Genomic DNA, 12,508 nt, shown 5'->3' on the forward strand with positions numbered 1-12,508 from the left:
TGACTCGATCCTCTCGGGGAATCGAGCCTCCATCAGACCCGGAGCGGTTCATCGGTCCGGACACGGCCGTCACTTTGCTGATCACGATCGGGGACAACCCGGAATGCCTGGGCAATGAGGCGTCCTTCGCCGCGCTGTGCGGGGTCAGCCCTGTCGAGCGGCCCTCGGCCAGTCGGCAGTACCGTCGCCTCAACCGTGGCGGCGACCGGCAGGCCCTACACCGGATCGTACAGACCCGCCTGCGCTTCGACCCGCGCACCCAGGGACTACTACGAACGCCGCATCAAGAAGGGCAAGACCCAACGCGAAATCGTCCGATGCCTCAAACGCTACGCTGCCCGGGAGGTCTACCACCTGTTGGTGGTCTCGCCCCTTCCGACTTCCTTGCCGGCCTAGCGCCGACAAGTCCGCTTGAAATCTTCCTCGAAGAGCAGGGGCATGCCGGACGTCACCGGGTGTTTCGTGATCGGTGCTGTCTTTGTGTCCTGCTCTTTCGAACGGAGCCAGCTGGTCGGCGCGCGCATCCCCCCGAGTCACACAGCGGCATCGGTCGGGCTGCTGTCGTGTCATGGGTTCGTCGGCCGTGAATAGGCCAAGCGCCTAGAAGGCGCTCGGTCGACTCGCCCATCGTTGGCCTTTGAGCTGGGCTTATAGCTGGTGACAGCTCTCTCTTGCGACAACTTCGACACGGACCCCGGATTACTCCTAGACGGCCGCAGCTGCCAAGGCCCGTACGAAGAAGCTCCAGCCGCCGTTGGCGGGCAACTCGGGGCCGGTACGCCTATCGGTTGATCGGGATCTCGTAGACGATCTCGCAGTGAGCCGCGGGCACCACGATGTCCGCCGTCTCCACGGGCCGCCCGTCGTCGCTGTAGTACGTCCGCCGGATGTGCGTGACGAGTGCCGCCTTCTGGATGCCCAGAAGTGAGGCCTCCTCGGCGGTGGCCTGTCGTGGCTCCGGCTGCTCCACGGCATGGCTGACGGTGACGCCGATCGCCGCCATGCGGTTCACGACTCCCGCCCCGGCGTGCGGCCCTCCCTCGGGGAGGACGACAAGAGTGCCGGCGGTGAGGTCGTAGGGCTCCCAGCTCGTCGACAGCTGCACCGGCCTGCCGTCGGCGAGGAACTCGTACGACGTCCTGACACACAGATCGCCCTCGGTGATGCCCAGCCGGGCCGCGATGTCGGCCGGGGCTGGCACCTTGGCGTCGGTCCGGCTCTCCCAGTCGCCCTGCTTGCCCATGGCCTTCATGTCCGCTCGGAACGGCGACCCGTCGGGCTGCTCGCGAGCCGACGACCGCACGATCCGTACCCGTTGCCGGGGCTCGGCGACGTACGTGCCGGAACCGGCGCGGCCCTCCAGGACACCCTGGGAAATCAGCAGCTCCTGTGCCCGGCGAACCACGTTCTCGCCCACGCCGCACTCCTGGCCGATCTGGGCACGGGAGGGGAGCCGATCTCCCGGCTCCCACTCGTGTTCCGCGATCCGTCGCCGGAGTTCGTCGGCGATGCGGAGGTACGGCGGCTGCTCAGGCATATGGAAAATCTAGTCCACTAGCCCTAATCTAGTTAACTAGCTTCACTTAAAGTGATCGTCGGTGATGGAGGCTGCCCTGTGCCCGCTTCGGGAGTTCGCGCGGCAGCCATCGCTGCCCGGCTGTCCGACCTCGGGCTTCCCGTGCGTGTGGAGGAGCACGACCGGCACACGTCGGTCGAAGCGGCAGTACCGGAGTCGCTCTCCGCCGACTTATGGCGGGAGGTGCTGGAAGCGGTGGCCGAGGCCGATCGGTTCGGGCTCCTCGCCACCAGCATCAACGGCCGCACCCTCTGGGCGGTCGTACGCAAAGCGGTCCCCGCGACGGGCGATGTCGGGGGACCGAGCCATCAGCGATAGGAGCTGACCAGCGTGCTCAACCGTATCCGCCGTGCCGTGACTCTCACCAGAGCGCGGCATGCCCCCAAGGGCAGGCACCGCCGCACCTTACGGGCTTCCCGGCCGCCGATCGCCCCTGCTTCCCCGGCATACGTTGACGAGCCGACAGTCGTCCTGGCGCAGGCCGTCGACAAGCCGGGTCACCGGCACTCGCTCAGAGGCGAGGACGTTGCACTCGTCCGTCCGTACATGCTGGTGGAAGAAGAGCCGGTCCGACGGCGCCGGACGGTCGTCATTGCCCCCTACTTGCCGAGCGACGCCTGGTCGACACTCCTGGGGGCTCAGTGACGTCCTCGCAGCGGCAGCCTCTCGGCCCGGCTACCTCGGCCACCTCTTACCGCTCGGCTGCTTGCCAGATCGGCACGCATCAGGCCTGCGCGGAGTCCACCCCGGATTCGGCGCCGGTCGACCTCCCCTTGATCTACGAGGCCTGTGGCTGCCTGTGTCACTCGGCAACTGCCCCGTCTCGGCTCCGAGGTGACGCGGAGAGCAGTTCGGCATCCAGCCGTACGCCGGCGACCAACATCGAGGCCACGGAGGGGGCAGCGCAGGGATGACGACACGGGATGAACTGAGACTGCTCCCATGGGTTGGGTCGGACGGCAAGCCGTGCTACCTGAGCGCCGATGACCGAGGCGGCTACGTGTCTCGCCTGGCGGACCACATCGAGGCCTTCCAACTCGGAGTGGCATCCCAACTGCTGGAGCATGCACTTCGGGTACTCGACGACGACATGGAAGACGCGGAGGAGTTGCACCTTCTCGCCGCCCAGCTGGCCAGCGCACTGCGGGACGTGCTACGTGTGGCAACCAGCCGCGGACGTAGACCCGTCACGCCTGGGCACCCGAAGGGGGACTGAACGGGAGCCGCGTGTAGTGCGGCAGGGAGCCTCGGAGGCGACCCGGGGCTCCCTGTTCTCGTCCGGCGGGCATTCGGCACGCCCACGGTGGGACTGAGATTGGTGAGCACTGCTTTAGGAGTTCGATCGCTCTGAGGTTCCCCCGAGATGCGGGGAGTGGTGGCAGTGGGTCAGATGGGTCTCATGAGAGGAGCCCAGACGAAACGGCGCTGGACAGTGACGTCGCCCATTGACCGAGCGGCTGGCGGAGTCTCCATGACCCGGCGAACCTTGCGGCCCGGGTCATGGAGCACCAGCTTGGAAGATCGCGTATGCGGACCCCGCCTTACCTGGCAGGGCGTTGACCTGGCCGTTCGCTGAGCCGTGACCGGTGTTCCCCGTGGCTTCCCCTGGCTTGCCCTTCGGACGGGCACGCCAGGGGCACGGTGCCGGGGGTCAGAAATTGTGCAGCAACAAGACTGCGACGCCTGTCAGCGCTGTTGATCAAACTGGCGATAGCTGAGATCAGCACCGCTTGCTGCACGTTAGTTGCCTCCTGCGGTCTCACTGCTGTACCCATCGCAGCGGACTACAGCGAATGGATGGGCGCGGACGAACGCCCGGAATGGGAGAACGGTCTCAGGACCGCGGCCCACTCATTGGCCGCCTGAGAGGAACCGTGTCTCCTCCGGGGTGCGAGCCGCGACCGTCATCGACAGCCGGTCGGCCACGTCCTTGGGGCTCAGCTCGGCATTCGCAAGACCGACCGCGAGGCTCACGAGGAGCCAGCGGCCAGCTGTCTCCTCGTCGGGAAGGGGTACGCCGAGTTCGTCCAAGGCCTGGACGTACAGTTCACGGATCTCAGTCTCGTCGCTCCTGCGTGGCAGGCCGGCCAGCTCGCGCAGGGCGGGGGAATCACGCCCGTCGACGAGTGCATGAGCAGCAAGCATCGGGAGTTCCTCGGGTGGGAGTACCTCCGCCACATACCGCCAAGCGCTGCGCTGCAACCGGTCCATGCACTCATCGTGAGAGCTACGAGACTTCCTGGCCACCTGATTACCGATTTGTTCCTCGGCTTCTGTAGGGAGCGACTTCTTCGTCCCGAAGCAACTTAAATGGGTGCTGCAGCAGGGGCGAGTCAGTGCCTGGCCCTGCTGCGATGGTCTGTAGGCGTGCGCGGTTGTCCGCCCCTGTTCGTCGGCGTTGTCACTCAGTAGACACGCAGCCCGGGCATCCGGTACCGGCTCTGTCAATCGACCTCAGCAGCGGGCGGCTAGCGCGCATGTCTTCGGCTCTCGCGGGGAACTCACTGTCGCCGACTAACGACTGCTATCCGTGCTGCTCCAGACCAACCAGGGTCTTCCTGTTCGGTACTGTTGTCTTGCTTCGGCAAGTAGGCTTTCCAAATAGCTTGTTCCCTGTTTGGGCACCAGCATCTGCCACTGGATCCCCTGCGGGCTGCTCTCCCTGGCGCCGGCGTAAAGGACTCTCTCCAGCGCACGTTGGATCGAGTCGACGGTCATCGTGTCATCGGCCGAGAGCTGCTCGAACTCCTCTGGCGATAGCGCTCGGGGACTCGAACTCCTCAGGAATACCAGGCGGGAATCGTCTTCGTCGAGAGTGCAAAGCACCCTGGTCTCCCAACTGCAACCGATGGTGGCAGTTTCGTTGTGACTCCTCCACTGGACGAAATCCTGCCCAGGTTCGAGAACTGCTGGTCCAGCCAGGTGCCAGCGGACCGTCGCGATAGACCACTCACGATCACCGATCCGGTAGACATGCACGTCCCGAAGAGGGCCAACCCTGACCCCGTCAGGCGGTCTCACCCACGCCAGCGCTCGCCCAGCCAACTCGTCTTCGCCGAGCAGGTGGCGGCTAGAGAGGGTGCACTCAAACCCACCCGATCGCAGGCTCTTGTTCATGTCGTCGTCCGCAAAAGCAGCTTCGGCGACTAGTGAGGTAGAACGAGCGAGAGCAGCCTGCACCTGCTGATCATCGACCTCGGCAGGCTGAGTGAACCTCGCTACGACTTGGTCCAGCGAAGTTAGGTGCACGAAACGGCCGCCCAGGCCCTCGACATCATTCGACATCGGATGACGGTAGGAGGTGCCATCGCCGAAGTCCTCGGTGTTCGAACTGACGAAGTAGACGGTCTCCTGCGGGTGCTGCCGCGCGTATTCGATGGCTGACATCCAGATGGCGACATCGCGGTAACCGGTCTTCACTGACTTGCTGCCGCTGGAGGCGATCTTCGACGGCGCAAGCCCGTTGGCTTCCCGGAAGGCAGCCTCACGGAGGGCCCCCTCGCTCGTCGGAATGACCTCGACGATCGATCCGTACTCCCTGCGCCAGTGCTCGCGCACGCGATCGAGGTCACATTCTCCAAGCTCCGGAACCCCAGACCAGGGAGTGAGTTTCCTGAGGGATTCCAAGGCGGCTGCGGCAGATTCATACTGTTTGTCGTACTTCACGGCGTGTTGTGCCGCAAGTTCCTCCATGGCAACCGAAGGGACTGCCACCCGTTCGATACCCGACCCACGGATCGTGCGCAGGAGATCTGCGCTGCTGCTGCCTAGACCGCATCCGCGCAAGATGCACGTATCCAAGATGATCAAGACATGTCCTTGTCGTATCAGTCACCCGAGAGTAATTGTCAAGAGTTGTGGATGGTGGCTCGGTTGGTGCGGACGGCGGCCTGTCTCAGTCCCGCGGCTGCAGGAATTCCTGGATCCGGGCAATGGTGTCCTCGGTACTTGTGTGCACGTGACCGGCCATGCCGAGTGACCTCGCGATCGCGACGTGTCCTGGGGTGTCGTCGATGAAGAGTGTCTGATGAGGGACGGCCCCCACGCGCTGGAGGGCCGTGGTGTAGATGCGGGGGTCGGGCTTGGCGTATCCGACCTCGCAGGACAAGACGACGACGTCGACCATGTCGAGGAGGCCGACGTTCGCCATTCTGGTGCGCATCTGCGGCCAGGCGTTGCTGACGATGGCGGTCTTCGCCGAGCCGCGGAGACTGCGCAGGGCCTCCACGAAAGCGGCGTCCCAGGTCTCCCTGGATGCCAGATCGGACCGGATCGTGTCGATCAACTCGGGGCTGACGCCGAGCCGGTGTCGGACGACGCTCCACCAGGCTTCCTCGGTGGTGCGGCCGATGAGTACCTGGTCGTCGTTCCCGCCGAACAGCGCGGCCAGGAAGGCGTGCGGGGATATCCCGAGTCGGGTGCTCCACTCCGCAGCGGCTGCGGTCAGGTGGTCCGGGACGAGGACACCGCCGATGTCGATCAGGATCGCGGGCCGGTTCACGCGACCACCGCCTCGGGGCGCTCGACGAGCCGGCCGCGTTCGAAGCGGGCTCCGGCCCTCACGAGGGCGACAAGGTGGGGAGCGTTCACCGCCCGCCAGCGAGCCTGTGCGGACTCGACCAGCTTGAAGACCATCGCGAGGGCTGCGGCCGCGCTGCCGGCGCCCCGGGTGACCTTCGTCCGCAGCCGGACCGTCGCGAATGTCGACTCGATCGGATTGGTCGTGCGCAGGTGAATCCAGTGCTCTGCGGGAAAGTCGTAGAACGCCAGCAGCTCCTCGACGTCGTCGGTGATCTTCTTCACCGCCTTGGGCCACTTCGCGCCGTAGGCATGCTCGAAGGCGGTGACCGCCTTGAGCGCGTGCTCGCGATCCTCGGCGTTGTAGATGTCCTGCAGGGCCTTGCGGGCACCTGGCTGGGCCGACTTCGGCAGGGCATTGACCACATTGGCCGTTTTGTGAACCCAGCACCTCTGGTGCCGGGCTTCGGGGAACACCTCGGCCAGGGCCTTCCAGAAGCCGAGCGCGCCGTCACCGACCGCGAGCACGGGCGCACGCATGCCGCGGCGGGAGCAGTCACGCAGCAGGTCGGCCCAGGACTCGGCGGACTCGCGGTAGCCGTCGGCCATCGCGATCAGCTCCTTGGTGCCGTCCGCGCGCACACCCATCAGCACCAGGACGCAGGACTTCGCCTCAGCCAGGCGAATACGCAGGTGGATGCCGTCGGCCCACACGTAGACGTAGTCGGATCCGGCCAGGTCGCGCTCGCCGAATGCCTTGTGGTCGGCCTGCCACTGGGTGGTGAGGCGGGTGACGGTGGCCGGCGAGAGACCGGCCGAGCTGCCCAGGAACTGCTCCAGCGCGGGCACGAAGTCGCCGGAGGACAGGCCGTGCAGATAGAGCAGCGGCAGCACCTCGCTGATCTTCGGGGACTTCCGTGCCCAGGGGTGCAGGATCGCCGAGGAGAAGCGCTTTCGCTCCCCGGTGGTCTCCTCGATGCGCTTGTCGTTCACCCGCGGGGCCTTCACCTCCACCGCCCCGGCGGCCGTGGTCACCGACCGGGGCTGGTGATAGCCGTTGCGCACCACCAGACGACGGCCCGCCTCGTCCCGCTGATCAGCCAACTCGGCTATGTACGCATTGACTTCGGCTTCCAGGGCGGCGGCGAGCATCCTCCTCGCCCCCTCACGGACAATCTCGTCGATCAGGGAGCCGTTCGGGGTGGTGCCGTCGGCATTTACTACGCTGAGCACGGGCGTGCCTTCCCGACCCGCGCTGCGAACGCGGGCCTACTCGGTGACCATCACAGGATCAATCGGGAAGGTACGCCTTTCGCGTCCAACCCGAGGCTGATCCACAGGTCTTGAGCATTGCTCGTCACCCCGACGGTGAACATGATCTCAGGTGCAAGCTGCAGGAGACACGGAATATCTCGCCGGCCCTCGGGCTTACGCCGTCAGGGAGGTGTCTCTGCGGCGCGCGACGAGGGACACTCCAGTGTTTGAGGCGGGCGGGAGCGTGGGAGTTCAGGCTGGCTGGCCTCCGGGCGAGCGGTGTCACGGGCGTCCCCGTATCAGGGGACCGCTGGGGGCATGCTAAGGAGCGACCGCTGTGCAAACCGCTCCCCACCTCCTATGAACACCCGTCGACGTTGGTCCCCATTGAGTGCCCTTCCACGGCCCGAGGACGGACCGGGAGGGCGCTCGTGCGTGAGCACCGCATTAGGAGTTCGATCTACGCCCGCTCCTAGTGCCGTTCTCGGCTGGTCCGACGAACGCTCATGGATGTTGCTGTATGCCGCCGTCCGGCCTCGTTGACGTCAGCGTTGGATGTCAGCCTGACCGGATCATCCGAGAATGGCCCCGGGGGTTCGCGATAAAGAGAAGCTAGATCGCGAACTCGTGCGTGATCCCGACACACACGTCGCCTTCGAACAGCAGAGCGATATGGTAGACATTGCTCTGCCACTGCAGTAGCACCTGATGGGGCCCAGCCACGCTGAAGCTGGAGTAGGGCCCGACCACAGCGACAATCTCATCTTTGCTGCGACCGACCAGGTTGCCAAGGCTTGCAAAGCCTTGAGCCAGTGCCCTTCCGCCGGGCAACAGCCCAGAGTCTTCGCTCATGATGCCTGCGAACTGGCCCTGCTCGAAGAGGATGCCGATGTGGTAGCTGCCGCTTTGCCATTGGAGCAGGGTCCGTCCTGGTCCCGTCATGCTCTGGCTGATTGGCGCGCCAACCGAGGCGATGATCTCGTCCGCTGTGCGGCCCGTGAGGTCCCCCAGTTCGGCGAAGCCCTGTTGTAGCCTCTGCCCTGATAAGCCAAACATGACCCCTCCCTCATGTGATGACGCCCGCACTCTACGGGCTCCAAGCCCTTCCGCCTGCTGCCCTTGATATGGGCCGTCTGAACCTCAGCCGACGACAGTCAGCTACGACGGCGAGTCAACTGACCGACCAGGCGCGCGTATGCCTCGCTGCACCCCCACCGGCCTCAGCCACGCTGCCGTTGCCGTCGAACGGCCGGCCCGTGACCACAGCCCGAGCCCTCAGCTTGGGAAGCTGCGAGCATTCGGGGCCGGTTTTGGCCCTGACCTGGCCGGACGGCTGAGCTGTGACCTCGTCGGCGGCGCTCATGTTCCCCGTGATTCCCCGCTGTTCCCCGCTCGATCTGGTGCGCTTGTGGTGCGACTCGATCACGGACAGGGATCGTTCCTGTGCAGTCGCAGGGTCGTGGAGGCATGTGAGCGCTGGCCCTGTCACGGGGGCTGGCGTCCGACCAGGACGCTTCCATCGCCACGCGCCGGTTCGGCGAAGCGCCCCAGGCATCGCAGGTACATCCCTTGCACCTCGGTGGTTAGCCCCTGAACAGGTGCAATGGCCAGCGGCCGTTCCACTGGGCGACCCCCGCGAGTGTCTGCTGTTCCTCGTGAGTCTGGCCCAACCGGGCACGACTGGGATACGGCATGTCCACCGATCCAGGCGTCTAGCAGGACAAGCGCCACTCATTGTCAGTGCCGACAGCTACCGTGGTCGTTACGACTGACAGGGGAGGGTCTGTTGACGAACGACATCGCACGCCCGGCGGCTTCGAGTCGCTCGCTCTCCTATGAGGAGATGCTGCGGGACAAGAGCCTGTCTGAGAAGCAGAGGGATGCCCTCGTGGCGGAGATGCTCGTGGCGTACATGTCTGTACTTCTCGTCAGGCGTGGTGATGCAGCAACGGCACGTCTCATGTTGCAAGTTGAACGCTGGATGCTTGAATGGGACGATCAAGGGCGCGAAAAGGATCTGATCCTTGAGGTTGACCCCGCGAATAAGTCTCACTTCACGAACGACCTCATCGAGAAGCTCAAGGGATTTTGCCAAGAAGTCTCGAATCGTTTTAATCTCGACGTCAATTGGGTTTGGGTGAGGGAGACGCTCCCTGTTGTGGGGCCTGGTTGGCGTGAGCTTGTTCAGCGTGAACTGCACGGTGAACGACCCACGAACCAAGCTCGTCGGCTGCAGCCGGCGCCGCAGCGCTGGTTGGAGGACAACCTAGCCTTCACCAATGAGGGTGAGCAGCGCGTATACCGACTGCTAAAGCACCGGCAGGAGAGTGTGCTGCCAGCGGAGGAGACGATCGCTATCTTCCCTCTGCCTAATGGCAGGATTGCGCAACGTACTTGGGAGCCGGACTTCCTAGTCACATACAAAGGTAGGGCCGGGATTCTTGAGATCGACGGACCTCATCACAACGCCCGTCGAGCACTTGACGTGACCCGCGAACATCTGATGCGCGACTCGGGTATCGCCTATGTTGATCGCGTGCCGGTCGAGACTCTTGAGAGCCGAGTGGAGCTTGAGCGTGTGATCGACCGTTTTCTGCGTCGGCTCGCTGAAGCCCGGTAGTACTTGGCTTCAGCAGAGATGGACCAATGGAGGCTGAGGTGCACGGAGGGCCCCCACTGCGAACCGTGGGGCCGTTCCGTACTGGGCCGGTGAGCCGCTGAACGGCTCGATCCACTTCGGATCATCCGCTGAGACCACTCCCCCCATCAGCTACGGGACAACCTCAGGGGAATTGTCCTACTCCACGTAGAGTCAACGTGTTTCGGATGAACGTGCAATTCCCGCGGCTGTCGATGTTAGCGCGGCGACGCGGACGGCTTGGCGGCGTTGCGGCAGGCCTCACGAAAGGCTATTTGCGGTGAAGCTATTTATGGACGAGTCAGGAAACGGAAACCCCTCCCAGCCGCTGATCGTGGGCGCGGTTGAACTGGGTGACGATGCAGATGATATAGAGGAAAAAATCCTGAATCTGTACAAACGTCTATTCGCGAGGAGTAGCTTGGCCGGATTTCTCAGCTTCGAAGAATTTCGCAAGAAAGGTTTTCACAGCTCAAACGATCCGCTAGAGGTCTCCGGCCCATTTCTGGAGCTCATGCGAACCATCTTCTTTAGGGCGTACATGGTCGTCACGGATCGAACGAGCGTTCCTGGCGACACGGAATCCAAGCGAATTGAGTTCATGTATGTGAAGTTGTTGAGTGATCTATTGATCCGACATCGCCGTGAGCCCGAATTGCTTTGCTACATAGAGCAGAGCGAAGGCATGGCGTCGATAATTCGCAGACTTCCCGATAGCGTCGTCAGGCAGGCACGCGAAAAGATCAGCAAAGCTGCACCGCTGCCGAGGCTGAATATTACAATGGTTGCTAAGCGTGATTACATGTCCACGGCCATCGTCGACTACGTCATGGCAGCCGTAAGTAGATGGCTCCTAGCGGACCGCACCACAGACGCGAGTCGTCGGCCTTACAGAGCATTCCGCGAGATTGAACCGTTCATTTCTACGCTCTATTCGTTCGAGTATGGCCGCATTTCTAGTCGAAAGGACCCTCTCCATTGATGTGTGGTAGGATCACTGCTGAGGTAGGGTTGCGGTCAACTTTGTGCGCGAGTTCGCGTGCGTTGCATGATAGCTCTTGCATGGGAGTGCGACCCTACCTCTTGACGTTCCGCCACAGGGGGGCCAGTGGAATTCTCGGTTAACAACTTGGCGGATCAAGCCGGCGTATCTGTGGAAAATCTAGAATGGCTATCCTCGAGCCTTCCTACGGGTGCCGGGCGGCTCTATGTCCGGCGGACAAACCGCAAGAAGCACGGCGGAATACGAGAAGTATTTGAGCCGATATTTCCATTTGATGTCGTTTGCAAGAATTTAAATCGGAGCTTTACGGGCGTGTTCTCGTATGAAGCTCCCGGCCATGTTCACGGATTTGTTCGCGGGCGTTCCACGATCAGCAATGCCAGTCAGCACCTAGCAAAAGGGTGCGTATTGCGCATGGATCTCGAGGATTTCTTTCCGTCAATTGACGCCGCAACAGTAAAGGCTTCATTGCGAGAGCAAGGTTACGAAGAGAAGGCTGCGGAACTTGCAGTAAACCTCGTCACTATCGGCGGTAAGCTACCAATCGGACTTAGCACGTCGCCCCTCTTGTCTAATTTGGTCTTCCTCAGCACAGACCGCTCTCTTGCCGAGTATGCACAGTCGGAGGGCCTGTCGTTTACGCGCTATGTGGACGATCTGGCATTCTCTGGAGACGTCACTGACCGTCACTCAGCGGATATCGCTCGCATTCTTGACGATGCTGGCTGGTCGGTAAGCACGCGCAAGACCGCTTTTATGCGCCGCGGAGGTCCACAATACGTCACTGGCTTGTATGTCGGAGAACCGGACGGGCCGCGGATTCCGCGTAAGGTAAAGCGCAAGATGCGATGGATCTTGCATGTCATAACGAAATTCGGTTACGACATCTATATGGAAGAGTTCGGCGGCGAGGACGAGGGGATGCATCGGCGTCGCCTGTTGGGCTGGGCATGCTATATCGCCGCAGTCGAGCCAGACGTGGGTTTCCCGCTACTACGAGCATTCGATGAGCTGGTTCCGGAGGGGGATGAAGAGAATAATCTAGATGAAGAGGATCTATACGACCTGCCCTGAGGTTGTCCCGTAACGGGTGGGGAGGTTGGTCCCCTGATCAGCTGGCCATCAGTCCGTGAAGGGGAGTCGTCTTGGCGCGGATGTGAGGTCGAAGGGAAGTCTTGAGAGATCGGCGCTGGTCACTCTGAGGCAGCTGAAGGACAGGTAGCGTCATCGTGTGCTGACGCTCTTCGACATCGACAACAGGATCTGCTGCACGATCGGGTGGCATCTGAACCGGCTTGCCCGGCAAGGCGGTTGCTTAGAAGATGCGGGCAAGCCTCGGCAGGTCAACTTGATCGGTCTACGTCGGCACCCTGCTGGGCTGCTGGATGCCGCTGCGGTCCGCCGTCGTTGCCGTCAGCGGTAGTGCCGGCCCAGCGTCGTCATGTCAGTTCTCCGGGCTTAGACGGTGTCTTGATTGGCGGTAGCTCGTTGACCGTCGTATGGGGATAGTTGAGCGGCT

Annotated in this window: 11 protein-coding genes and 1 pseudogene; 6 read left to right on the top strand and 6 right to left on the bottom strand. The window is 63.1% G+C overall.

Going from position 1 to position 12,508, the window contains the following annotated elements; translation table 11 throughout:
- Positions 1-50: 50 nt before the first annotated feature.
- Positions 51-396: pseudogene (locus IE255_RS40610) on the top strand (transposase); the annotation flags it as partial.
- A 385-nt stretch (positions 397-781) separates the two neighbouring features.
- On the opposite strand, the gene IE255_RS33455 reads toward IE255_RS40610, so the two are convergent.
- A complete protein-coding gene (locus tag IE255_RS33455; protein WP_190054150.1) occupies positions 782-1,537 on the bottom strand; it encodes a GntR family transcriptional regulator in 756 nt (251 codons plus the stop codon).
- Between the two features lie 78 nt (positions 1,538-1,615).
- On the opposite strand from IE255_RS33455, the gene IE255_RS33460 reads away from it, so the two are divergent.
- The gene (locus tag IE255_RS33460) at positions 1,616-1,894 is read left to right on the top strand and encodes a hypothetical protein (RefSeq protein WP_190054151.1); all 279 of its coding nucleotides are present in this window, start codon (positions 1,616-1,618) and stop codon (positions 1,892-1,894) included.
- 592 nt (positions 1,895-2,486) lie between these two features.
- Positions 2,487-2,792, top strand: a complete 306-nt coding sequence (locus IE255_RS39585; RefSeq protein ID WP_229906696.1) for a hypothetical protein — start codon at positions 2,487-2,489, stop codon at positions 2,790-2,792.
- Between the two features lie 635 nt (positions 2,793-3,427).
- On the opposite strand, the gene IE255_RS33465 is transcribed toward IE255_RS39585, so the two are convergent.
- The 5 genes from IE255_RS33465 to IE255_RS33485 all read right to left on the bottom strand — a co-directional run bounded on the left by IE255_RS33465 (position 3,428) and on the right by IE255_RS33485 (position 8,404).
- Positions 3,428-3,787, bottom strand: a complete 360-nt coding sequence (locus tag IE255_RS33465; RefSeq protein WP_190054152.1) for a hypothetical protein — start codon at positions 3,785-3,787, stop codon at positions 3,428-3,430.
- Positions 3,788-4,090: 303 nt separating this feature from the next.
- On the bottom strand, positions 4,091-5,386 hold the full coding sequence (locus IE255_RS33470; RefSeq protein WP_190054153.1) for a PIN domain-containing protein: 1,296 nt from the start codon (positions 5,384-5,386) through the stop codon (positions 4,091-4,093).
- A gap of 85 nt (positions 5,387-5,471) precedes the next feature.
- Positions 5,472-6,077 (bottom strand): HAD family hydrolase, encoded by a 606-nt coding sequence (locus tag IE255_RS33475; RefSeq protein WP_190054154.1) that lies wholly within the window; start codon positions 6,075-6,077, stop codon positions 5,472-5,474.
- The gene (locus tag IE255_RS33480) at positions 6,074-7,327 is read right to left on the bottom strand and encodes an IS256 family transposase (RefSeq protein ID WP_190054155.1); all 1,254 of its coding nucleotides are present in this window, start codon (positions 7,325-7,327) and stop codon (positions 6,074-6,076) included. Before IE255_RS33480 ends, IE255_RS33475 begins: the two co-directional genes overlap by 4 nt.
- Positions 7,328-7,960: 633 nt before the next feature.
- Complete coding sequence (locus tag IE255_RS33485) at positions 7,961-8,404, bottom strand: hypothetical protein (protein WP_190054156.1); 444 nt, start codon at positions 8,402-8,404, stop codon at positions 7,961-7,963.
- Positions 8,405-9,134: 730 nt separating this feature from the next.
- On the opposite strand from IE255_RS33485, the gene IE255_RS33490 reads away from it, so the two are divergent.
- The 3 genes from IE255_RS33490 (at position 9,135) to IE255_RS33500 (ending at position 12,063) form a co-directional block, all read left to right on the top strand.
- Positions 9,135-9,968: a hypothetical protein gene (locus IE255_RS33490; RefSeq protein ID WP_229906697.1), complete on the top strand. Its 834-nt coding sequence runs from the start codon at positions 9,135-9,137 to the stop codon at positions 9,966-9,968.
- Between the two features lie 310 nt (positions 9,969-10,278).
- Positions 10,279-10,968: a hypothetical protein gene (locus IE255_RS33495; RefSeq protein ID WP_190054157.1), complete on the top strand. Its 690-nt coding sequence runs from the start codon at positions 10,279-10,281 to the stop codon at positions 10,966-10,968.
- Positions 10,969-11,094: 126 nt separating this feature from the next.
- The gene (locus tag IE255_RS33500; protein WP_190054158.1) at positions 11,095-12,063 is read left to right on the top strand and encodes a reverse transcriptase family protein; all 969 of its coding nucleotides are present in this window, start codon (positions 11,095-11,097) and stop codon (positions 12,061-12,063) included.
- Positions 12,064-12,508 lie beyond the last annotated feature (445 nt).

The sequence above is a fragment of the Streptomyces lomondensis genome, from assembly GCF_014651035.1.
GTDB lineage: Bacteria > Actinomycetota > Actinomycetes > Streptomycetales > Streptomycetaceae > Streptomyces > Streptomyces lomondensis.